The sequence below is a fragment of the Rhodopseudomonas sp. genome, from assembly GCF_048594845.1.
Classification (GTDB): domain Bacteria; phylum Pseudomonadota; class Alphaproteobacteria; order Rhizobiales; family Xanthobacteraceae; genus Rhodopseudomonas.
The window spans coordinates 13936-36238 of record NZ_JBMDXE010000364.1 but is presented as its reverse complement, the minus strand read 5'-3'; the positions used below and the strand labels follow the sequence as shown (position 1 = coordinate 36238).

Annotated in this window: 16 protein-coding genes and 1 pseudogene; 2 read left to right on the top strand and 15 right to left on the bottom strand. The window is 64.1% G+C overall.

Annotated features, from left to right (window positions below):
• Window positions 1-166: 166 nt before the first annotated feature.
• The 3 genes and pseudogenes from ACOJTD_RS25185 to ACOJTD_RS25175 all read right to left on the bottom strand — a co-directional run bounded on the left by ACOJTD_RS25185 (window position 167) and on the right by ACOJTD_RS25175 (window position 4750).
• Entirely contained in the window at window positions 167-919 is a 753-nt protein-coding gene (locus ACOJTD_RS25185) for a putative bifunctional diguanylate cyclase/phosphodiesterase (RefSeq protein ID WP_420135589.1), read from the bottom strand.
• 123 nt (window positions 920-1042) lie between these two features.
• Window positions 1043-1831, bottom strand: a pseudogene (locus ACOJTD_RS25180) (GGDEF domain-containing protein); the annotation flags it as partial.
• A gap of 525 nt (window positions 1832-2356) precedes the next feature.
• Window positions 2357-4750: a transketolase gene (locus tag ACOJTD_RS25175; protein ID WP_420135579.1), complete on the bottom strand. Its 2394-nt coding sequence runs from the start codon at window positions 4748-4750 to the stop codon at window positions 2357-2359.
• 132 nt (window positions 4751-4882) lie between these two features.
• On the opposite strand from ACOJTD_RS25175, the gene ACOJTD_RS25170 reads away from it, so the two are divergent.
• Window positions 4883-5344, top strand: coding sequence for an Lrp/AsnC family transcriptional regulator (locus ACOJTD_RS25170; protein ID WP_420135578.1), 462 nt, complete (start codon window positions 4883-4885; stop codon window positions 5342-5344).
• Window positions 5345-5453: 109 nt separating this feature from the next.
• On the opposite strand, the gene ACOJTD_RS25165 is transcribed toward ACOJTD_RS25170, so the two are convergent.
• The 3 genes from ACOJTD_RS25165 to ACOJTD_RS25155 form a co-directional block, all read right to left on the bottom strand.
• Window positions 5454-6398, bottom strand: coding sequence for a DMT family transporter (locus ACOJTD_RS25165; protein WP_420135577.1), 945 nt, complete (start codon window positions 6396-6398; stop codon window positions 5454-5456).
• Window positions 6399-6562: 164 nt separating this feature from the next.
• Window positions 6563-7408, bottom strand: a complete 846-nt coding sequence (locus ACOJTD_RS25160) for an aldo/keto reductase (protein ID WP_420135576.1) — start codon at window positions 7406-7408, stop codon at window positions 6563-6565.
• A 15-nt stretch (window positions 7409-7423) separates the two neighbouring features.
• Complete coding sequence (locus ACOJTD_RS25155; RefSeq protein ID WP_420135575.1) at window positions 7424-8332, bottom strand: intradiol ring-cleavage dioxygenase; 909 nt, start codon at window positions 8330-8332, stop codon at window positions 7424-7426.
• 255 nt (window positions 8333-8587) lie between these two features.
• Between ACOJTD_RS25155 and ACOJTD_RS25150 the strand changes: the two genes are divergently transcribed.
• Window positions 8588-9850, top strand: coding sequence for a serine hydrolase domain-containing protein (locus tag ACOJTD_RS25150; RefSeq protein WP_420135574.1), 1263 nt, complete (start codon window positions 8588-8590; stop codon window positions 9848-9850).
• Window positions 9851-10059: 209 nt separating this feature from the next.
• Here the strand turns inward: ACOJTD_RS25150 and ACOJTD_RS25145 are convergent, their stop codons facing one another.
• From ACOJTD_RS25145 to ACOJTD_RS25105, 9 genes are all read right to left on the bottom strand, one after another.
• A complete protein-coding gene (locus tag ACOJTD_RS25145) occupies window positions 10060-11601 on the bottom strand; it encodes an AMP-binding protein (RefSeq protein ID WP_420135573.1) in 1542 nt (513 codons plus the stop codon).
• Window positions 11602-11870: 269 nt separating this feature from the next.
• The gene (locus ACOJTD_RS25140) at window positions 11871-12650 is read right to left on the bottom strand and encodes an enoyl-CoA hydratase/isomerase family protein (protein WP_420135572.1); all 780 of its coding nucleotides are present in this window, start codon (window positions 12648-12650) and stop codon (window positions 11871-11873) included.
• A 122-nt stretch (window positions 12651-12772) separates the two neighbouring features.
• On the bottom strand, window positions 12773-14755 hold the full coding sequence (locus ACOJTD_RS25135) for an acetyl-CoA carboxylase biotin carboxylase subunit (RefSeq protein ID WP_420135571.1): 1983 nt from the start codon (window positions 14753-14755) through the stop codon (window positions 12773-12775).
• Complete coding sequence (locus ACOJTD_RS25130; protein WP_420135570.1) at window positions 14752-16374, bottom strand: acyl-CoA carboxylase subunit beta; 1623 nt, start codon at window positions 16372-16374, stop codon at window positions 14752-14754. Before ACOJTD_RS25130 ends, ACOJTD_RS25135 begins: the two co-directional genes overlap by 4 nt.
• 175 nt (window positions 16375-16549) lie before the next feature.
• Complete coding sequence (locus tag ACOJTD_RS25125) at window positions 16550-18154, bottom strand: AMP-binding protein (protein WP_420135569.1); 1605 nt, start codon at window positions 18152-18154, stop codon at window positions 16550-16552.
• A 179-nt stretch (window positions 18155-18333) separates the two neighbouring features.
• The gene (locus ACOJTD_RS25120; protein WP_420135568.1) at window positions 18334-19200 is read right to left on the bottom strand and encodes a 3-keto-5-aminohexanoate cleavage protein; all 867 of its coding nucleotides are present in this window, start codon (window positions 19198-19200) and stop codon (window positions 18334-18336) included.
• 129 nt (window positions 19201-19329) lie between these two features.
• A complete protein-coding gene (locus ACOJTD_RS25115; RefSeq protein WP_420135567.1) occupies window positions 19330-20154 on the bottom strand; it encodes a helix-turn-helix domain-containing protein in 825 nt (274 codons plus the stop codon).
• Window positions 20155-20299: 145 nt separating this feature from the next.
• Window positions 20300-20950, bottom strand: coding sequence for a glutathione S-transferase family protein (locus ACOJTD_RS25110; protein WP_420135566.1), 651 nt, complete (start codon window positions 20948-20950; stop codon window positions 20300-20302).
• A 121-nt stretch (window positions 20951-21071) separates the two neighbouring features.
• Entirely contained in the window at window positions 21072-22226 is a 1155-nt protein-coding gene (locus ACOJTD_RS25105; protein ID WP_420135565.1) for an acyl-CoA dehydrogenase family protein, read from the bottom strand.
• Between the last annotated feature and the right edge of the window lie 77 nt (window positions 22227-22303).

Sequence of the window (22303 nt, the reverse complement as noted above, 5' to 3'; positions counted from 1 at the left end):
CCTCGCCCAGGCAACGCGAATGAGTTCGGAGCCCGCCATATGCGGGGACGGCATATAAAAACACTGCCGCGAGCGGAGCAAGGCCGGACAGGACAATTGGACGTGTGCGATCTCGCCGCGTCACCGCGCAGACATCAATGCCGGCCGCGCTGCAGCGCAGCAAAAATCAACCGGCCTGGGCAATCAGCTCGGCCGCCACCGCAGCGCCGGTGACTTGACGATATTGTTCGATCGGTTGCGGCTTGCCGATCAGATAACCCTGCACCTCCTGGCACCCCGCCCCTGCGAGAAACGCCAGTTGGCTTTCCGTCTCGACCCCCTCGGCGATCACCGGCAGCTTGAGCCGGCGCGCCAGGTCGAGGATCGCCTCAACGATCGCGGCGGAGTCCGGATTGCTTTCGAGCTTCCGGGTAAACACCTGATCGATTTTGATTTTGTCGAAGGGGAACGACTGCAGGTAGGACAGCGACGAATAGCCGGCACCGAAATCATCCATCGCGACGCGAACGCCGAGGTTCTTGATCCGCCGCAGGATGGCGATTGCGCCGGCAAAATCGTCGATCAGCACGCCTTCGGTGATCTCGACTTCGAGACGTCTGGCGTCGAGCCCGGTCTCTACCAACACCTGCAGGATCAAGGCGGGCACATCGAGCCGCCGAAAATCGAGCGGTGACAAATTCACCGCAATCGCCAGCGGTTTGGGCCAGGACGCAGCCTCGCGACACGCGCTGCGCAGCACCCACTCGTCGATCGCTCCGATCAGCCCGGTCTCTTCCGCCAGTGGAATGAATACAGCGGGCGACACCATCCCGCGCACCGGATGCCGCCAGCGCAGCAGTGCCTCGAAGCCGACGATTTCGCCGTCGGTGGTTGCCTGCGGCTGGTAGTGAAGCTCGAACTCATCGTTCTCGAGCGCCATCGCGAGTTCGCGCTGCAAAGCGCGCTTCTCGCGGATCTGCAGGTCCATCGCAGGTTCGAACAGACAAACGGTGCCGCGTCGCTCGGTCTTGGCGCGATACAGCGCCACATCGGCGTGGGCGATCAGCGTGTCGGCATTGTCGCCGTCGCGCGGATAGATGCTGACACCCGCGGTCGAGCCAACGCGGATCTTGTGGCCTTCAATGTCGAATTCGATATCGCAGAGCTCCGCGACCTGGGCGCAAATCTCCTGCACGGCCCCTTCGGCCTGATCCGGGGTCGTGACGATCGAGAACTCGTCACCACCCGGTCGCGCCAGAAAGCCCCAATGGCAGGTGTCGGCGAGCTGCGCCGCCATCCTGGCAAGCACTGCGTCGCCGACGGATTGGCCGAACACGTCGTTGATCTCTTTGAAGCGGTCGATCCCGAGCCGGATGACAGCGAAGGTCGCGTGCCGTTCGCGGGCAATGGTGAGGCTCTGCACGATCCGCTGATTGAAAGCGGCACGATTGGGCAGGCCTGTGGCAAGGTCGTGCAGCGTGACATAGGCGAAGCGCTGCTCTGCCATCTTGTAGTCGGTGACGTCGGAATGCTTGGCGATCCAGCCGCCGTTCGGAAGCGGCCGGAATTCGATCTTGATATGTCGGCCGTCACGCAGCGCAATGATCGCTTCCGACGCTTCGCCGCTGGTGCTCGCAGCTTTGATTTCGGCAAGCTGTTCGAGATCAACGAGCTGATTGCCGCTGACGCGGAGAATCTCGATCAACTCTTTCAACGGGCGGCCGGCGAGCGGCTGACCGGGAGGAATGGCATAGATTTCGAGGAAAGCTTCGTTCCACGATTCAAGCCGGCCGTCCGGGCTGAACAGGCTGAAGCCCAGCGTATCCTCCTGAACCACAGCATCGAGCACCATGACGCGGTCGGCCAAAGCGCTGCGGACATTGTTGGTCCCCTGCGCACCCGACCACACCGCCATCGCGACGGTGACCGTCATCCCGAGGATCGTCAGGGTGATGACCGACAGCGCGATGCTACGAACGACGGCTTCTTGAGGAAGAGCCAACAGCAGCCCAACCGTCAATGCGCTGACGACTGCGCAGACCGCGGCCACGCAGCCCGCGATGACCCAGCCGCGCCGAACCCGGCCGGAACTGATGTAGGTGAACCGCAAGGCACCCGCCGCGGCCATGCCGCCGAGCAGACACAGTGAAAGCCCGAGTGCTACCAGCCCTGCGTGCTGCTGATCCCATGCGGGAAAGAATTGAAGCATATCCGGTCCAGGTCAGCGGAGACGCGCCAATATCCCATCGTAGTTTTGCCTAATGCTTAAAGTTCAAATCGAAAGACGATCCCCGGCCAGCAATACTGGTCCCAATCTGGCGACTGAGTTCGCTTATCGTACAATCAACTAACGATTCACCATAAGCCGCCGCGAAAACTACACGGCCATCTTCCGATGCAGCACCGGTGCTCCGCCGATCAGACTTTCCGCAGCATCGATAATCGCGTTGGCGTCGATGCCGTAATGCCGATACAGATCCGAAATGCTGCCGGTCTGGCCGAAGTGCTCGACGCCGAGAGCTTCCATGCGATGGCCGCACACCGCGCCGATCCAGCCCAGCGTCGCCGGATGGCCATCCAGCACGGTGATGATGCCGCAGCTCCGTGGCAGCGGCGCAAGCAGATTTTCGATGTGGCTGGCTTGACGCGAGCCACGATGGGCTCGGCGCAAGCGACGCGCCGCGGTCCAGCCGGCATGCAGGCGGTCGGCTGAAGTGATCGCCAGCAGCCCAACATCCCGCCGGCTGTCACCGAGGAGACCCACGGCCTCGATGGCTTCGGGCGCAACGGCGCCGGCGTATGCGATCACCAGTTCACAATTCGGCCCCGGCTTGCGGAGCCAGTAGGCACCGCCGACGATCGCCTTCTGCAGATCCGGGGGCATCATGCGTTGCGGCTGCTCGATCGTGCGGGTCGACAGGCGCAAGTAAACCGAACCACCGGACCGCATGCCGTCCGAAGCGCCGCCCCCCACATCGTCCTGCTGCATGTGCGCGAAGCCCCAGCGCATCATCACCGCGAGTTCATCCACGAAGGCCGGCTCGAACGACGCGAGTCCGTCTTGCGCCATGCCGATCAACGGTGTCGCGATCGATTGATGCGCGCCGCCTTCCGGCGCCAACGTGATGCCGGAGGGCGTCGCCGCCACCATAAAGCGGGCGTCCTGATAGCAGGCATAATTCAGCGCATCGAGGCCACGCTGGATGAACGGATCGTACAGCGTCGCGATCGGCAGCAGTCGCTCGCCGTTGATGCTGTGGGACAGGCCCAGGGCGGACATCAGGATGAACAAGTTCATCTCAGCGATGCCGAGTTCGATGTGCTGCCCTTTCGGCGAAAAGTCCCAGTTGAACGTCGTCGGGATTTTCTCGCTGCGGAACAGATCGGCCTTGTCGGTGCGGGCGAACAGACCGCGGCGATTGACCCACGCGCCGAGGTTGGTGGACACGGTGACATCCGGAGACGCGGTGACGATGCGCGACGCGAGAGCACTATCCCCGCGCGCCAGTTCGTTGAGGATCAGACCGAAGCCCTGCTGGGTCGACATCTCCGCTGCCAGCTTGAACGACAGATGTTCGGGCACCTCGATCACCGGTGCGCTCAGGCGACGCTTACCACTCGCGTTGATCGGGGCGTTCGTGAGCAACGCGTCGAGCGCAGCGACATTCTGCGTCAGGCCCTCGAAACGATCCCATTCGTGGCCAGGCCGGATATTCTGCGCGGCGCGATATGCCTCGATCTGCGCGGGCGTCATCAGCCCGGCGTGGTTATCCTTGTGGCCCTGGAACGGCAGGCCGACGCCCTTGATCGTATAGGCGATGAAACACACCGGCCGATCGTGATCGATAGATTCGAAGGCGTCGAGCAGGCTCGCCATGTCGTGGCCACCGAGGTTCGACATCAACGCCAGCAGTTCGTCGTCGGTACGCGCATCGATCAGGCGCGACACCTCGCCCTGATCGCCGATCTCGTCCTCGAGGCGCTTGCGGAACGCGGCGCCGCCCTGGAAGCATAGCGCCGCATACATCTGGTTCGGGCAACGATCGATCCAGCGCCGCAGAGCCTCGCCGCCCGGCTCGGCGAATGCCTGTTGCATCAACCGGCCATATTTGACGATGACGACGTCCCAGCCGAAATTGCGGAACATCGTCTCGAATTTCTCCCAAAGGCCTTCGCGCACCACTGCGTCCAGACTCTGGCGATTGTAGTCGACCACCCACCAGGTGTTACGCAGACCGTGCTTCCAGCCTTCGAGCAAAGCTTCGAAGATGTTGCCCTCGTCCATCTCGGCGTCGCCGACCAGCGCGATCATGCGGCCTTCCGGGCGATCCTTCATCCAGCCATGCGCGGTGACGTAGTCCTGGACCAGCGAGGAGAACAGCGTCTGCGCCACGCCGAGCCCGACCGAACCGGTCGAGAAGTCGACGTCATCGGCGTCCTTGGTCCGCGACGGATAGGACTGCGCGCCCTTGTAACCGCGAAAGTTCTCGAGCCGTTCGCGGCTCTGCCGGCCGAAGAGATACTGAATCGCGTGAAAGATCGGGCTGGCATGCGGCTTGACCGCGACGCGATCTTCCGGCCGCAGCACCGAAAAGTACAGCGCCGACATGATCGTGGCGAGCGACGCCGACGATGCCTGATGACCGCCGACCTTGAGACCGTCCACGTTCGGGCGAACATGGTTCGCGTGATGAATCATCCAGGTCGACAGCCATAGCGCCTTGCGCGTCAGCGCATTCAGCAAGTCGAGGCGGTCCGAGCTTGACGGCATTGCGATCACCTGCGTTGCACCCGCCGAATTGTACGATGAATCGCCGTACGGAAATTCTCAATTTCTGGCAGCGCCAGATAACGTATTGGGATAAATTGACTGCGTGATCTGATTTTGAAGCGGTTTATTCTAATGTCCAACCTCGACGCGATCGACCGCAAGATACTCGCTGCGCTGCAAGCCGATGGGCGCATCACCATGCAGGATCTCGCCGACCAGGTCGGCTTGTCGGTGTCGCCATGCCATCGCCGGGTCAAGCTGCTGGAAAGCCGCGGCATCATCGGCCGCTACACTGCGCAGGTCGATCAGAAAGCACTGGGCCTGCATGTCAGCGTTTTCATCTCGATCAAGCTGACGCGGCAGAAGGAAGAAGACCTCGCCCGCTTCGCCAAGGCGATCTCGAAGTGGGACGAAGTGCTGGAATGCTATCTGATGACCGGCAACCGGGACTATTTGCTGCGCGTCGTCGCGGCCGACCTCGCGGCTTACGAGACCTTCCTGAAGACCAAGCTGACCCGCCTCGACGGCATCGCCTCGATCGAATCGAGCTTTGCGCTCAGCCAGGTGAAGTACTCGATCGCGCTGCCGGTGTAAGCCGGCCAGCTTCTCCCGTCATTGCGAGGACGGGAGCGACGAAGCAATCCAGCTTCGTGCACTGCATCTGGATTGCTTCGCTTCGCTCGCAATGACGGAAATGTGGCGTTTACGGACTCGGATATGGCTCCGCCGCCACCGGCTGCTTGCGGCGGATGCGTTCGCGGTGGGCGGTGTAGAGGCCGCTGGCGATGATCACGGCGGCGCCGACGAACGTCCAGACGTCCGGGATCTCACCGAACAGGCCGAAGCCGAGGAACGTGACCCAGACCAGCTGGCTGTAAGTGAACGGCGCCAGCACCGAGGCGTCGGCATAGCGATAGGCCAGCACCACGATCCACTGCCCCATGGTCGACGCCAGGCCGACCAGAATGCCGACAAAGATCCCATGCCAGGTCGGCGTCACCCAGACGAACGGCACCATCATGCTCAGCGCGACGAAGCCGACCAGCGCGGAGAACGTCATGGTGACGGCGGCGCGATCTGCGCCGCTGATCATCCGCGTCAACGTCAGCGTCACCGCCCAGGTCAGCGCCGACAGAATGGGAAAGATCACGGCCGGATTGAACGCTGCCGATCCCGGGCGAATGACGATCAGCACGCCGATCAGACCGACTACGCTGGCGGCCCAGCGGCGGATCCCGATGCTCTCGCCGAGCAACACGATCGACAGCGCGGTGACGAACAACGGCGCGACGAACGAGGTCGCGGATGCTTCCGCGATCGGCAGGAACTGCAAACCGCTGATGAACAAGGTCGACGATGCCACCAGCGCCAGCCCTCGGAGGACCTGGAGCTTCGGCCGTGCCGATCGCAGCGACGACGCCGACGACATCAGCGCCACCGGAGTCATGATCAGCAGGAACACCAGAAACCGGATCCAGCCGATCTCGATCGGCGGCACGGTGCGGCCGAGATACTTCGCCAGCGTGTCGGAACACGCGAGGAACACCGTCGAGAGCACGATCAGCGCGATGCCGCGCAGCGGCTGATCAGCATGGCGATGCGTCAGGCGGCGGCCCGCATCGGGCGCGTTGGGCGAGGTGGCGGTCACAAGTATCCGGCAATGCGATGAAAACGGAGAGGTCCAAGGCAAGCCGTGAGCGGCGCCTCGTCAATTATACTCCATTCGACACAACGATGTTCGTGGCCGTCGCACAAGTCCGGAAAGCGGGATCGCGCTATGCGCCGCATCCGCTCCGCATTTGGGTCGGCTCGTTACAGCATTGGCAGGCTTGCCGGCTCAGGGCCCAGCGGAAACGCCTTATCGATCTCGGCCAGGTCGTCGTCTGAGAGGCGTAGCATTCCAGCAGCCGCGTTATCCGCCGCATGGGCCGGATCCGCTGCCTTCGGAATCGCGAACACCGAGGGCCGGCGGATCAGGAAGGCCAGCGCGACCTGACGCGGCGTGGCGCCATGCTGGTCGGCAATGGCTTGCAATACCCTTCCCTCCGCACTCCGCGGCGCGGGAAATTCATCGTGCCCGAACGGTGAATAGGCCGTCACGGCGACGCCATGCGCTTCACACCACGGGATCACCGAGTGCTCGATCGCCCGCTCACGCAGATGATACAGCACCTGATTGCAGGCAATCTTGCCGCGCCCCGCGATCTTAAGCAGTTCCTGCAGATCACCGGCGTCGAAATTGCTGACGCCCCAGGAGCGAATCTTGCCCGCGGCGACGAGTTGCTCGAACGCAGCCACAGTATCGGCCAGCCGATACTGACCACGCCAGTGCAACAGGTAGCAGTCCAGCCGGTCGGTCTTGAGACGCTGCAGCGAGCGGTCGCAGGCCGCGATCGTGCCGCTCCGCGAGGCGTTGCTCGGCAGCACCTTGGAGACCAGGAACACCTCGTCGCGCCGGCCCGCAATCGCCTCCGCGACCAGCGGCTCTGCCTCACCATACATCTCGGCCGTGTCGATGTGGGTCATGCCAAGGTCAAGCCCCCGTCGCAGCGCGGCAATCGCCGCTGCGCGGTTGCCTCGGTCGATGTACCAGGTGCCTTGGCCGATCGGCGCGATCTTCGGCCCGGCCGGGCCAAAGACGCGCTTGTCCCCGTTCACGATATCGTCCTCTGTCTATTCCGCCGCCGTTGCCATCATCGGCCGTGGCGCAGCACCCCTGCCCGGCTTCAGCCGGAATTCGTAAGTCATCAAATGCCACGGCCCCGGCGCCTCGCGACCATCGGGCATCACCGCATCGTTGCGCAGCTCGATGCTGGAGATCAGATCGTCCTTGACGCCGAACACGACATCACTTTCGAGATATTTGTCGCCCTCGACGAAGACGTGGGTGATCAGCGGCTCGTAGCCCGGCGCGTTGACGAGAAAATGCACGTGCGCGGGCCGCATCGGATGACGCTGTGCCGCCAGGATCAATTCGCCGACCGGACCGTCGATCGGGATCGGGTAACTGCACGGCAGAATGGTGCGGAAAGCAAAGCGGCCCTCGGCGTCGGTCACGAATTGCGCGCGCAACGATGGGCCGGCCTCAGCATAAGACGGCTTCTGCGAGTCGTAGAAACCGTCGTCGTCGGCGTGCCACACATCGACCGGCACGCCGGCGAGCGGCTGACCACCGATGTCAACGACGCGGCACTGCACATACATCCGCTCGCCCTCGACGCCTTCGGAAATGTCCGCGCCGTTCGCCATCGGCTTGTGCTCGCCGACATAGAACGGCCCCAGCACCGTGGTCTGCGTTGCGCCGTCCCGCTCGCGGTGGTTCACCGCATCGACCAGCATCGAGACCCCGAGCACATCCGACAGTAGGATGAATTCCTGCCGGCTCGGCGTACATTTCTGGCCGGTCCGGGTGAGAAAATCGACCGCTTTCTGCCATTCCTCGAAGGTCAGCCCAGTGCGGCGGACATAATCGTGGAGCGAGCGGACCAGTTCGCGCATCAAATGCTTCAGCCGCGGATCAGGCGTTTCGTCAAAGCTTGCGACGACCGCTTCGGTCAACTCGGTCTCATCGAATTGAGGCATCTTCCATTCCCGGTTTGGCAACGGCCGGACGCTACACCAAGCGTTCCAATGTGATAAGCGCGTGACTTGCAGACCGGTCTGCGTCGAGATTCATTGCGGACTGCCCGTTCCGTATGCTCAAAATCGCACAGATTCACCGCCGAGCCAGCACCCCGAGATAGAACGGCGGCGACTTTTCCTTTATCCAGAGTTGTGGAACCGCGCGAGGCGACGCAGCCGCGCCGGCCTTGCACATCGCTTGCTGACGGAGTGCCCATGCAGGTCTCGACCCAGTCCCCCCGCGCGATCACCTCCGGTTCGGCCGCCAGCGCCGGCTTCTCGGAAACGGCGCTGCGGCGCATCGACGATCACCTGCAGCGCGTCTATGTCGGCCCCGGCAAACTTGCCGGCACCCAGACGCTGGTCTATCGCCGCGGCCAGATCGCCTACCGCTCCTCGCTCGGCCACGCCGATCGCGAGCGCAACGTGCCGATCAAGGACGACACCATCTTCCGTATCTATTCGATGACCAAGCCGATCACCTCGGTGGCGTTGATGATGCTGTTCGAGGAAGGTCGCGTTCAGCTCGACGATCCGGTGGCGAAGTACATTCCGGAATGGGCCAATCTCGGCGTGTTTCAGGCCGGTGTGGCGCCCGCCTTCCTGACCAAACCGCCGGCGCGGCCGATGCAGGTCGTCGACCTGCTGCGGCATACGTCGGGGCTGACCTACGGCTTCCAGAGCCGCACCAATGTCGACGCCGCCTATCGCGAGAAAGGCATCGGCGCTTTCGAGAAGGCCGGCACGCTCGACAGCTGGATTGCCGACCTCGCCCGCATCCCGCTGGAGTTCTCGCCCGGTGAAGCCTGGAACTACTCGGTCTCGACCGATGTGGTCGGCTACATCGTCCAGAAGATCAGCGGCATGCCGTTCGAGCAGTTCGTCAAGCAGCGCATCCTCGATCCGCTCGGCATGGTCGACACCGATTTTCAGGTCCCGCCGGCCAAGGCGCATCGTCTCGCCGCCTGCTACTCCGCCGACGGCAAAGGCGGCATGCAGCTGTCGGACGATCCGACGACTTCCAGCTTCCTGGCGCCGCCCGATCTGATCTCCGGCGGCGGCGGACTTGTCTCGACGACTGACGACTATCTCACCTTCTGCCGGGCGCTGCTCAATGGCGGCGAACTGGACGGCGTCCGCCTGCTCGGCCCGAAAACGATCAAGCTGATGACCACCAATCATCTGCCCGGCAATCGCGACCTCACTGAGCTGTCACGTTCGATGTTCAGCGAAGCCACCAATGCAGGCATCGGCTTCGGCCTCGGTTTCGCGGTGAACATGAACCCGGCTCTGACGCTGCTGCCTGGCAGCGTCGGCGAATACTACTGGGGCGGCGCGGCCTCGACAGCGTTCTGGATCGACCCGGCCGAAGAGCTGATCACCATCTTCATGACGCAGCTGCTGCCCTCGAGCGCCTACCCGATCCGCCGCGAACTGCGGACGCTAGTGTACGGCGCGATGACGGAGAGCAACGTCTAGCAACGCGCACCGTCGTCTCGTTGGTCCTTCCGGGGCGCTCGCGCAGCGAGCGAACCCGGAATCCATAACCACCGTGTGCGTGTGAAGCACGGCAACGGCGGATTCAGCGCCTCATCGCGAATATAGGGAGTATGGATTCCGGGCTCGCGCCAAGAGGCGCGCCCCGGAATGACAAAAGAGAGGCTTGGCGCAGGTTAGCTGCATTCTGGTCAAATCTTCCGCTCTCGCCCCTGCCAGAACGGATCGCGCACGGCGCGGCGAAGCAGCTTGCCGACCGGGCTCTTCGGCACCTCGTCGATAAAGCGCACCTGTTTGGGCACCTTGTAGCTCGCCACCTTGTCCCGCGCGAATGCGATCAGTTCGGCCTCTTCGGCGGACGCATCGTTGCGCAGCGCCACGAAGGCCGCGACGCTCTCGCCCCATTTGTCGTCCGGCAGGCCGACCACCACGACCTCGCGCACCGCCGGATGGGCGGCGAGCGCGTCCTCGACCTCGCGCGGATAGACGTTGTAGCCGCCGGTGACGATCATGTCCGAGGTGCGGTCGACCAGATAGAGATAGCCATCGGTGTCGAAGCGGCCGACGTCGCGGGTGCGCAACCAGCCGTCCGGCAGAAACATCCGCGCGTTCAGATCGGGCGCGTTGTAATAGCCCTTCATCGCAAACGGCGTGCGCAGCGCGATTTCACCCGCCTCGCCCGGCGCCACCTCGTCGCCGTCCTCGTTGACCAGCTTGATCTCGCAATCGATCGACGGTCGTCCGCAGGACGCCAGCCGCTGCTCGGCGTTCGGCCCGACGTGATCCGCCTGCGTCAGATGCGTAATAAAAATCGGTGCTTCGGACTGACCGTAATACTGCGCGAAGCGCGGCCCCCAAAGTTTCAGAGCACGCAGCATCACCGGCCGCGGCATCGGCGAGGCGCCGTAGATGATACTCTTCACCGAGGAGAAATCGGCCTGCTCGATGCTCGGATGATCGAGCAGCATGCCGATCATGGTCGGCACGAGATTGAGCGCGGTCGGCTTCCAGCGCTCCACCGCGTCGAGATAGCTCGCGGGCGTGAATCCCGGCAGCACCGCGGCGACGCCGCCGCGCAGCCAATACGGCACGATGAAACACCCCGACGCATGGATCATCGAGGCGGCGTGCAGCATCACGTCGCCCTCGCCGACTTCCATGTTGATCAGCACATTGGTGGCCATCGCCCCCCAGCTTGCTTGGGTGTGCTCGACCGCCTTCAGCTTGCCGGTGGTGCCGGACGTGAAGATGGTGATGACCACATCGTCCGGCTCCGGCCGACGCGACGGCGGCGCGTCGGAGGCCTGTTGCGCAAGTTGCAGAAGGTCATTCGGGTCCGACGCATGACCGATGCTGATCAGCTTCAGGCCTTGCATCGCCTCGGCGATTTCATGAGCCCGGTCGGTCAGATCCGTGCCGTGGATCAGCGTGTCGACGCCGGCGCCGTCGAGCATCTGCTGCTGCTCGACCAGCGACAGCCGCGAATTCAGCGGCACCCGCGACAGCCGGGATTTGACGAAGCCGAAATCGAGCGGCAGCGTGTAGATCGAATTGTTCAGCAGGAGGCCGACACGGCGCCCGACATCGAGCTTCAGCGTGTCGATCAACACGTTGGCGATGCGGTTGGACAGCAGGTCGACCTCGGTGAAGGTCATGCGCTGATCGCCGAACATCACTGCCGTCTTCGGCCCGTGATAGATCGCCCCGCGCCGGATCATCTCGGATGCCAACATCGCCGGCCTCCCTCGCTTAGCCCGCGGGTTTTGTGCGGCGTGGCTGCTATTAATTACCTATCCGCTCGTCATTCGGGGGCGCGCGAAGCGCGAGCCCGGAATCCATATCCCCTACGCTTTCGTCTTCCGGCAAAGTAGCTGCCACGTCCTCCTCCCCAATGATCACAGGGCGTATGGATTCCGGGTTCGCCGCTTCGCGGCGCCCCGGAATGACAAAAGAGAGACTGTGCGCGACGTCCCGAGCGAGAGCGGGCCTTGCACAAAGACACTTACTTCCCCGGCCATACCGGCTTGCGCTTCTCCGCGAAGGCCTTCAACCCTTCCTTGGCGTCCTCGGTCATCGCCAGCAGCGCGATCTGGCTTTCCGTGTAGGCGATGCTCTCGTCGAACGACATTGCGGCGATCGCGCGCATCGCATACTTACCGCGGCGGATCGCGGTCGGCGACTTGTCGGTCAGCCGTTTCACCAGCCATTCGACCTTGGCATCGAGTTCGGTCGCCGGCACCACGTAGTTGAGCAATCCAGCATCGCGCGCTGTCGCCGCGTCAAAGGGCTCGCCGGTCAGCGACCATTCGGCGATCAGCCGGCGCGGCGCAATGTCCTGCAGCAGGCTCATCACCTGCATCGGGAACACGCCGACCTTCACTTCGGGCAGGCCGAACTGCACGGTGTCGGCCGCGATCGCCATGTCAGTCATGCACAGCAGGCCCATGCCGCCGGCCATGCAGGTGCCGTTGACGCGGGCGATCGAGGGCTTGGTCGAATTCTGCGCCAGCCGCAGCAGGTCGGCGTAATCGACATTCGGCTTGGAGAAGTCGAACGCGAACGCTGCGCCGGTCGATTGCAGGTCGGCGCCGGCGCAAAAGGCCTTGTCGCCGGCGCCGGTCAGCACGATCACCCGCACCGATGGATCGTCATGCGCCTGCTTCCAGCCGCGGGTAATGCCCTCGACCACGCCGGCATTGATGGCGTTGCGCTTGTCCGGGCGGTTGATAGTGATCCACAGCGCCTGGTCGCGCTGCTCGATGATCACGGCGTCATTGCTCATGTCTTGTTTCCTCGGTCTTCGTCATTGCGAGGAGCGAAGCGACGAAGCAATCCAGCTCGGTCCGCTACGCTGGATTGCTTCGCTTCGCTCGCAATGACGGGGCATAGTCAGTGCTCGTCAGTCTACGCCGCCGCTTCGATCTGCGCGACGATGCGGCCGGTGGTGACCTGCTCGCCTTCGGCGACGTCAATCGCCACGATGCCCGAAGTCGGCGCGAGATGCACGTGCTCCATCTTCATCGCCTCGAGCGTCAGCACCGGCTGGCCGGCTTCGACGCGGTCGCCCGGCTTGACCAGCACGGCGACGACGCGGCCGTTCAGCGCGGCACGCAGCTTGCCGTCGCCACCGCCCGCCGCCGCGCGTTGCGGCGCGGCTCGCGTCCGATCGACGATCGGGTTGGCGACGCCGAGCCGCTGTACGAACAGACGCTCGCCGTCGCGATGATACACCGCCGTCTCGCTGAAGTCCTCGGCCTGGAAGCGAATGTTGTCGGCACCAAGCGTTTCGATCGCGAAGCTGATCCGGCGGCCGTCGTGGACAGTCACGTAGCGGCCGTCGCGCTCGCGCAGCACTTCGCAACTATGCGCGGCCCCATCGAGCTCGAACTGCAGCAATGTCGGGAATGCCGCAGCCAGCGAACGGCCGGCGCGATGCGGGTGCGCGTGCGGATCGGTCACGTAGAGCAGCAGCGACGCGACCGCCCAGGTCGGCACCGCATCCTCCGGCAATGCGCGTGTCAGAGCGTCGCGGCTTTGCGCGATGAAAGCCGTGGTCGCCTCGCCGCGCGCGAACACGTCGTGGCGCAGGCAGGCCGCGAGAAAACCGCGGTTGGTGGTGACGCCGAACGCCACCGTGTTGTCGAGGCCATGCACCAGCTTGCGCAGCGCCTCCTCCCGGCTGTCGCCGACCGCGATGATCTTGGCGATCATGGAGTCGTAGTACGGCGAGATCTCCGAGCCGGACTGCAGCGCGTGCTCGACGCGCAGCTCAGCCGGCATTCGCCACACGGCCATCCGGCCGGATTGCGGCATGAAGTCCTTATCGGCATCCTCCGAGCACAGTCGCACTTCGATCGCGTGGCCCTTGAAGCTCACGTCGTCCTGGCGCAACGGCAACGGCTCGCCGGCAGCGATGCGGAGCTGCAGCTCGACCAGATCTAGACCGGTGATCGCTTCGGTGACGGGATGCTCGACTTGCAGCCGGGTGTTCATCTCCATGAAGTAGAACTGGCCCTGCGCGTCGAGCAGAAATTCGAGCGTGCCGGCACCCTCGTAGCCGATCGCCTTGACGGCGTTCACAGCGACGACGCCCATCTGTTCGCGCAGCGCTTCGGAGACGGCCGGCGACGGCGCTTCCTCGATCACCTTCTGATGCCGGCGCTGCACCGAGCAGTCACGTTCGCCGAGATGGATGGCGTGACCGTAGCGATCGCCGAACACCTGAATCTCGATATGACGCGGCTCCATGATGGCGCGCTCGAGGATGACGGTCGGATCGCCGAACGCGCTCTGCGCCTCGGAACGCGCGCTGCGCAACGCGTCGGGCAGCGCAGCCGCATCCTTCACCAACCGCATGCCGCGACCACCGCCGCCGGCCACGGCCTTGATCATCACCGGAAAGCCGATCTTCCCGGCTTCCGCAACCATCGCGGCGTCGCTCTGATCGGCGCCCTGATAGCCAGGTACGCAAGGCACACCCGCCTTGATCATGATCTCCTTCGCGCCGGCCTTGTTGCCCATCGAGGCGATCGATTCCGCCGACGGGCCAATGAACACCAGTCCGGCGTCGCGGCACGCCGCTGCGAAGTCTTCGTTCTCGGCGAGAAAGCCGTAGCCGGGATGCACCGCGTCGGCGCCCGCGATCTTCGCGGCTTCGATCAGCGCCGGAATGTTGAGATAGGATTCGGACGGCTGCGCGCCGCCGATCGCGACCGCCTCGTCGGCTTCGCGAACGTGCGCGGAATCGGCGTCGGCGGTCGAATACACCGCAACGACGCCGTAGCCCATGCGGCGCGCGGTGCGCATCACCCGCAGCGCGATCTCGCCGCGGTTGGCAATCAGGATCTTCGTGAAGGGCGTGGGTTTCAGCATCTGTGCCATCGTCATGCTCGCGACACCGCGAACTGCATCTGTTGCGGGGTTCGCGTCTCGCTGTCGCGGCAGATCGCCAACACCTCCGCCAGCACCGCGCGGGTGTCGCGCGGATCGATCACGCCGTCGTCGAGCATGCGCGCCGAGGTCGCGAACACGTCCATCTGGCCGTTGAACACGGCGGTGATGCCCGCCTTCATCTGATCGAGCTTTTCGCGATCGACCGGCACGCCCTTTCGCGCCGCGCCCGCCTCGGCGACGATCGCCATGGTTTCGGCCGCCTGCTCGCCGCCCATCACCGCCGTCTTGGCGTTCGGCCAGGAGAAGCAGAAGCGCGGATGGAAGCCGCGGCCGCACATGCCGTAATTGCCGGCGCCGAAGGAGGCGCCGCAGTAAATGGTGATCTGCGGTACCGACGCCGAGGTCACCGCCTGGATCATCTTGGAGCCGTGCTTGATCATGCCGGCCTCCTCGTAGGCGCGGCCGACGATGTAGCCAGTGGTGTTGTTGAGATACAGGATCGGCGTGCGCGACTGGCAGCACGCCTGGATGAAGTGCGTCGCCTTGTTGGCGCCGGCCGGGTCGAGCGGGCCGTTGTTGGTGATGATGCCGATCGGCTGACCGACGATCTTGGCGTGGCCGCAAATCGTCGCCGGGCCGTAGTTGGGCGACATCTCGGTGAAGTCCGAGTCGTCGACGATGCGCGCGATCACTTGGCGCATGTCGACCGGCCGCTTGTGGTCCATCGGCATGATGCCGAGCAGCTCTTCGGCATCGTACAGCGGCGGATGATAGTTCGCCGGATCGGGCCCCGGCCCGGACCGATCCCACGGCAGGCCGGCCATGATGTCACGCGCGATCCGCAGCGCATCGCGGTCGTCTTCGGCGAGATAATCGCCGAGGCCGGAGATCGAGGTGTGCATCTCGGCACCGCCAAGTTCTTCCTCGGTGGCGATTTCACCGGTCGCAGCCTTGAGCAGCGGCGGCCCGGCGAGAAATGCCCGCGTTCGACCGCGCACCATGACAATGTAGTCCGACAGGCCGGTCTGATACGCGCCGCCCGCGGTCGACGAGCCGTGCGTCACAGTGACCACCGGCAGCCCCGCTGCCGACAGCCGCGCCAAGTTCCGAAAAATGTTGCCGCCGCGGACGAAGTCTTCGACCCGGTAGCGTAGCAGGTTGGCGCCCGCGCTCTCGACGAGCTGAACGAATGGCAGCTTGTTCTCAAGCGCCAGTTCCTGAATGCGAATGGACTTGTCGAGGCCATAAGGCTGCAGCGCCCCGGCGTCGATGCCGGAGTCGTTGGCGCTGATCACGCAACGGATGCCGGCGACGTAGCCGATGCCGCCGATCACGCCGCAGCCCGGGACGCTCTTCTCCGCATTCGGCGTGTCGAACATGTAGCCAGCCAGCGTCGACAGTTCGAGGAACGGCGTGCCCGGATCCAGCACCAGCGCGACGCGCTCGCGCGGGAGCAACTGGCCACGCTTGTGAAACCGTTCGGCGGACGCCGCAGATGCGGTGCGCGCACGCGCCTCCAGCATCCGCATCCGCTCGATCAGCGCCAGCATGCCGTCGCGATTGGTCTTGAAGCCCTGGCTTCCCGGCGCGACGGTGGATTCGATGATTGCCATGTCCGTTCCTTTGTCGTTCCGGAGCTTGACCCGCCCTGGAACTCAACCTTTCGTTCGTCATTCCGGAGCGCGCGAAGCGCGAGCCTGGAAGCCATAACTATTGCTGGGAGTATGGATTCCGGGCGTGCGCTGCTGACGCGACGCATCGCGGAATGACAAACTCCGATGTTGTGCCCTACCCCGTCTTTTCCATCATGAAGTAATCCGCATGCTGGTTGCGCAGTTCGACCTTGCGCAGCTTGCCGGTGGCGGTCATTGGCATCTCGTCGACGATCTGCACCAGCTTCGGCACCTGGAAGCCGCCGAGCGTCTTGCGGCAATGCTCGATTATATCGGTTTCGGTCGCGGCCGCGCCCGGCTTCAGCTTGACGAACCCCGACACCGCCTCGCCCCATTGCGGATGCGGCAGGCCCACCACCGCGGCGTTCATCACCGCCGGATGCGCGAGCAGCGTCTCCTCGATCTTCACCGAGGCGACGTTCTCGCCGCCCGACTTGATCATGTCTTTCTTGCGGTCGAGGAACAGCAGTTCGCCGTGCTCATCGATCAGCGCAAGGTCGCCGGTATGGTGCCAGCCGAACTTGCGGGCGGCCTCGGTCGATTCCGGATCCTTGTAGTAGCCCAGCATCACGTTCGGGCCGCGATGCACGATCTCGCCGACCTGGCCGCGCGGCAGCAGATTGCCGTTATCGTCCATGATCGCCGTTTCGTTGACGATCGTTGACTCGCCCCAATAATTGCCGAAACGCGCCAGCTGCCGGTCCGGCTGCGACATCGTCGTCGCCGGATACATCTCGGTCTGGCCGGAGGGCTGAACGAAGTTCGGACACAGCTCGGCGATCGCCCGCTCCAGCAACGGCCGCGGCATCGGCGCCATGGTGTAGATGCAGCAGCGCAGCGTCGATAGGTCGAATTCCTTGCGCCGCGGATGATCGAGGACGGCCTGATACATCAGCGGCAGGCCGATGAAGACCGAGAGCTTGTCGCGCTGAATCGCCTCCATGCACGCGACCGGATCGAAGCCGCGCATCAGCGCCAGCTTGCCGCCGACTGTCAGATAGCTCAGCAGCAGTACGTGCGCGGCACAGTGGAACAGCGGAAACTGACCGCTGATGCCGTCGGTGCGCGACAGCTGCATTTCGATAGCGTTGCTCATCGCCGCCATCACCACCGCGAGATGGCCGTGCATCGCCCCCTTCGGCCGCGACGTGGTCCCCGAGGTGTAGATGATCATCGCGAGGTCACGATCGTCGAACGCCACGTCCGGCTCGATCTCGGACTGGCCGTCGATCAGTTCACCGAAGCGCTGCAGCCCGGTTTCCGCCGCCTTGCCGGTGAGATCCACTGCGACCAGGGAGATGCCGCGCTGTTCGAGCGCGGCGCGGCGCTCCGGCTGGGCGTGCAGGTTGTCGTCGATCAGCGCGAACTTCACCTCGGCATGGTCGAGGATGTAGCCCATGTCTCCGGGACCAAGCATCGTGTTGATCGGCACCCAGACGAGCCCGGCACGGTGAATGCCGAACAGCGCTTTGACGAAGTCGACCGAGTTGTTGCAAATCGTCGAAATCTTGTCGCCGGGCTTCAGACCGCGGGCGAGCAGAGCATTGGCGAAGCGATTGGCGTCGCGATCGAGTTCGCGATAGCTGACCTGGCGAGCCCCGTCGGTCAGCGCGATGCGGTCGGCGAAGCGGATCGCCGACTTGCGCAGGATGTCGCCGATCGCAACGCGGCCGATCCGGCCCGGTCTCGGCACGCCGCCGGTCGCCTCAAGACTGCTCATGGGATTCCCCTCGATGTGAGGCAGCTCTTGCGGCTGCTTGGATGAAAGCTGCACGACTTCCGTCATTGCGAGGAGCACCCGGATCGGCGCTTAGCGCCGTCCGAGTACAGGCTCCACCACGAAGCAATCCGGCTCCGTGCACCGAACTCTGGCTTCGCTTCGCTCGCAATGACGACTCGCTAGTTGAGAAGGCCGTAGATCTTTCGCGCCTCTTCAGGCGACGCGATTTCGCGCCCGGCCCGACGCGCGCAGCCGGCGATCTCCTCGATCAGTTGGCCGTTCGACGTCACCTTCTCACCATTGGCCAGGTAGAACGTGTCCTCGAGCCCGGTACGCAGATGGCCGCCGTGATCGGCGCAGGCCTGATGCAGCGGCCAGATCTCGGCACGGCCGATCGCGGTGACCTGCCAATGCGCGTCGGGGCGCTTCAGCTTCAGGATAATCGGCAGCAGGTCCGGATCGGCCGGCATGCCGGACGCCACGCCCATCACGAAGTTGTACTCGAGCGGGCCCGAGTACATGCCGTTCTGAACATACATGCCGACGCAGCGGACGATGCCGACGTCGAAGCATTCGAACTCCGGAATGGTGCCGGCGTCCTTCATGGCGCCAAGAAAATCCTGAATCTTCTCGACCGAGTTGTCGAACATCATCGGCGGCCAGGCCCAGCTGTTGTCGGCCTTGACCTTGAGGTAGTTCAGCGAACCGGCGTTACAGGCGGCGATCTCCGGCTTAGTCTCGCGGATGCAGGCGAGCGGCCCCTCATAGTGCGGACCGGACGTGCCTGACGTATGATTGATGATGACACCCGGGCATGCTTCGCGGATCGCCTGCTGGATCTCGCGCGACACCGCGACGTCCCAGGTCGGCAGATGCCCCTTGTTCGGCCGCTGGTCGCGCAAATGGATGTGCATGATCGAAGCGCCCGCGTTGAACGCGGCCTTCGCCTCACGCGCCATCTCTTCCGGCGTCACCGGAACGTGATGCTGCTTGGGATCGGTCAGCACGCCGTTCAGCGAGCAGGTGATTACGGCCTTGTCGCTCATTCCTCATCAACCCTTTCGGTGATGCTGCGCCAGCGAACGAACCGCGGCGCAGACCAGTCGATCAGGATGATGCGGAAGCAGGGCGAAGGCTTCTTGCGTGCACGCGCTGCTACACGCGGAGCGTTTGCGTCAGGGGCGTCCCTGCCGGAACTCCGCAGCGTTCACGGCCTGAGGATCGCTGCGCCAGATCGCCAGATCGCGCGAACCCGAGAAGATCGCGCGCGGCTGCAATCCGTAGAAGCGGCGGATCGAATGGCTGAAGTGAGTCGAGTCCGGATAGCCGATATCCTGCGCCAGATGCGCGAGGTTGATCTCGGAATTGACGAAGTGCAGCAGATGCCGCGCCCGTTTCCAGGCGCGTAGCGCGCGGAACGAGACGCCAGTCTCGTCCTTGAACAGGTGCAGGAAGCGCGACTGCGACAGGTTCGCCGCCACTGCGCAATCCTCAGCAGTCACCGCAGCGCCGGAGATGTCGTTAAGCCGCGCCAGCGCACCCGCGATGCGGCGGTCGACCCGACGCGTCGGCAGCGTTTCGCCGAAGAACAAATTGTCGAATTCCGATGTCGTGAAGCCCTCGCTCCGCCCGGTCGTTACCAGCGAGCGATGCGCCTGCCGCACCCGCTCGGCAAGCGCGCCGTCAGCCGAGCCGGCAATCCGCGCACCGAGGGCCGCCATCGGCGTCGGCAGCACCGTCTCGGGCTCGATCACCAGGCAGATTACGCTGCGGCTGTCGCAGTCGACATTGTGAGGAACGTAAGGTGGCACGAAGGCCATGGCCCCGGTCTGAGCCTGTCCGTCTTCGATCGTCACCCGCAACTGCCCGTGCAGCGAGACGTAAATCGAATAGGCGCCGCTGGTCCGGCGGCGGGGCCGGCCGAGCAGGCCGGCATAGAACACCCGTTCAGGGCTGATCAGCATCAGATGTCCGGACGCCGGACACGCCTCGTCACTCATGGGTCCTCCCGGGATCTGCACCCGTTCCCGCACTTGCGTGCGGCGCCCTCTTTCGGAGCGGGCGCAGAATACAACATCGAAAGGCATTGTCACCGGGCAGGATTGCCGCGGAACGCGCGCCCGGGTGGGCGCGCTGGGGCGGCGGTCAGGCGCGACGGGCCACCTTCTGCTCGTCGCCGGCCCGGATTTCGGCCTCGGCGGCCCTGCGATAGCCTTCACGCTGCTGCAGCCGCTGCCAATAGCCGGCGACGTTCGGGCCAAACTGGGCCGCCAGGCCGAGATTTTCGGCAAGCCGCAGTGCGTAGCCGATCACCACGTCGGCGGCGGTGAAGCGGCCCTGGGCCAGCCATTCGGTCTGCCCCGTCGCCGCCTCGACCGCCCGCAGCCGGCCGAGGAACCATTTGGCGTAGTCCTCGACCACCTGAGGTTGCCGCCGCTCGTTCGGCTCCAACGTGCCGTAGCGCAGCACGAGAGTCTGAGGGAACGTCAGCGTCGCGTCGCTGAAGAACATCCAGTTCAGATAGGTGCCGTAATCGGTTTCGTTGACATCGACCACCAGCGGCGTCGGACCGTGTTTGGTGCCGAGATAATGGCAGATGCCGGAGGATTCCGTCATCTTGGTTTCGCCATCGATCATGAACGGAATGGTGCCGAGCGGATTGATCGCCAGATACTCCTTGGCAAGCACCCGCGGCGGAAACGGCAGCATCTTGAGTTCGTAATCGAGCCCCATTTCTTCCAGCATCCACAACGGCCGAAACGACCGCGCGCCATGGCAATGGTACAGAGTGATCATCGGTGCGTGCTCCCTTTTGTAGTCATTGCGAGGTGCGAAGCAACGAAGCGATCCAGCCCCATCCTCGGCGTTGGCTTGTTTTGCCTCGCTCGCAATGACGAAATTTGCTCTTTGCTGTAGCTTACGCCTTCCCCGGCAACGTGCCCATTGCCTTGCACAGAATGCCGAGCATCACCTCGTCGGCGCCACCGCCGATCGAGGTCAGGCGGCTATCGCGATAGGAGCGCGTCACCAGCGTTTCGTTCATGAAGCCCATGCCGCCCCAGAATTGCAGACAGGCGTCCGGCAGTTCGCGGCCGAGCCGGCCAGCCTTCAGCTTGGCCATGGTGGCGAGATGCGTCACGTCTTCGCCGGCCACCAACTGTTCGGCGGCGCGGTAAACCAGTGAGCGCAGCAGCTCCACTTCGGTCTGCAACTCGGCGAGCCGGAAGTGAATCACCTGATTGTCGAGCAGCGGCTTCCCGAACGCCTTGCGGCTGCGGGTGTAGTCGATGGTGTCCTGGATCGTCTTCTCGTGCGACTTGAGGCAGGCGGCTGCGCCCCACAGGCGCTCTTCCTGAAACTGAACCATTTGATAGACGAAGCCCTTGCCCTCTTCGCCGATGCGGTTGCGCTTCGGCACCCGAACCTCGTCGAAATGGATTTGCGCGGTGTCGGATGAGCGCATTCCCATCTTGTCGAGCTTGCGTGCGATAGTGACGCCCTTGGTCTTCATCGGCACGCAGATCAGCGATTTGTTGCGATGCACCGGGCCCTCGCCGGTGTTGCACAACAGACAGATCCAGTCGGCCTGGGTGCCGTTGGTGATCCACATCTTGCCGCCGGAGATGACGTAGTCGTCGCCGTCCGAACGCGCGGTGGTTTTGATCGAGGCGACATCGGACCCGGCGCTCGGCTCCGAGACGCCGATGCAGGCGACGAAGTCGCCGGCGATCGACGGCGCCAGGAATTCCTTGCGCAGCTCGTCCGAACCGAACTTCGCCAGCGCCGGCGTCGCCATGTCGGTCTGCACGCCGATCGCCATCGGCACGCCGCCGCAATTGATGGCGCCGAGCTCTTCGGCCATCATCAGCGCGTAGGAGTAGTCGAGGCCCTGCCCGCCATATTCGACCGGCTTGTTGAGACCAAGGAAGCCGAGATCGCCGAGCTTCTTGAACAGCTCATGCGCCGGAAAGATGCCGTCCTTTTCCCATTCCTCGACATGCGGATTGACGTCGCTGGCGATGAATTTCTGCAGGACGCGGCGCGGTTCTTCGTGTTCTTGGCTGAATAGCATCGGTCTCTTCCCTCGTCCTTCCGGAGCGGCCGCCGCAGGCGGGCGAACCGGGATCTGATTTGTTATTATCGTTCTTT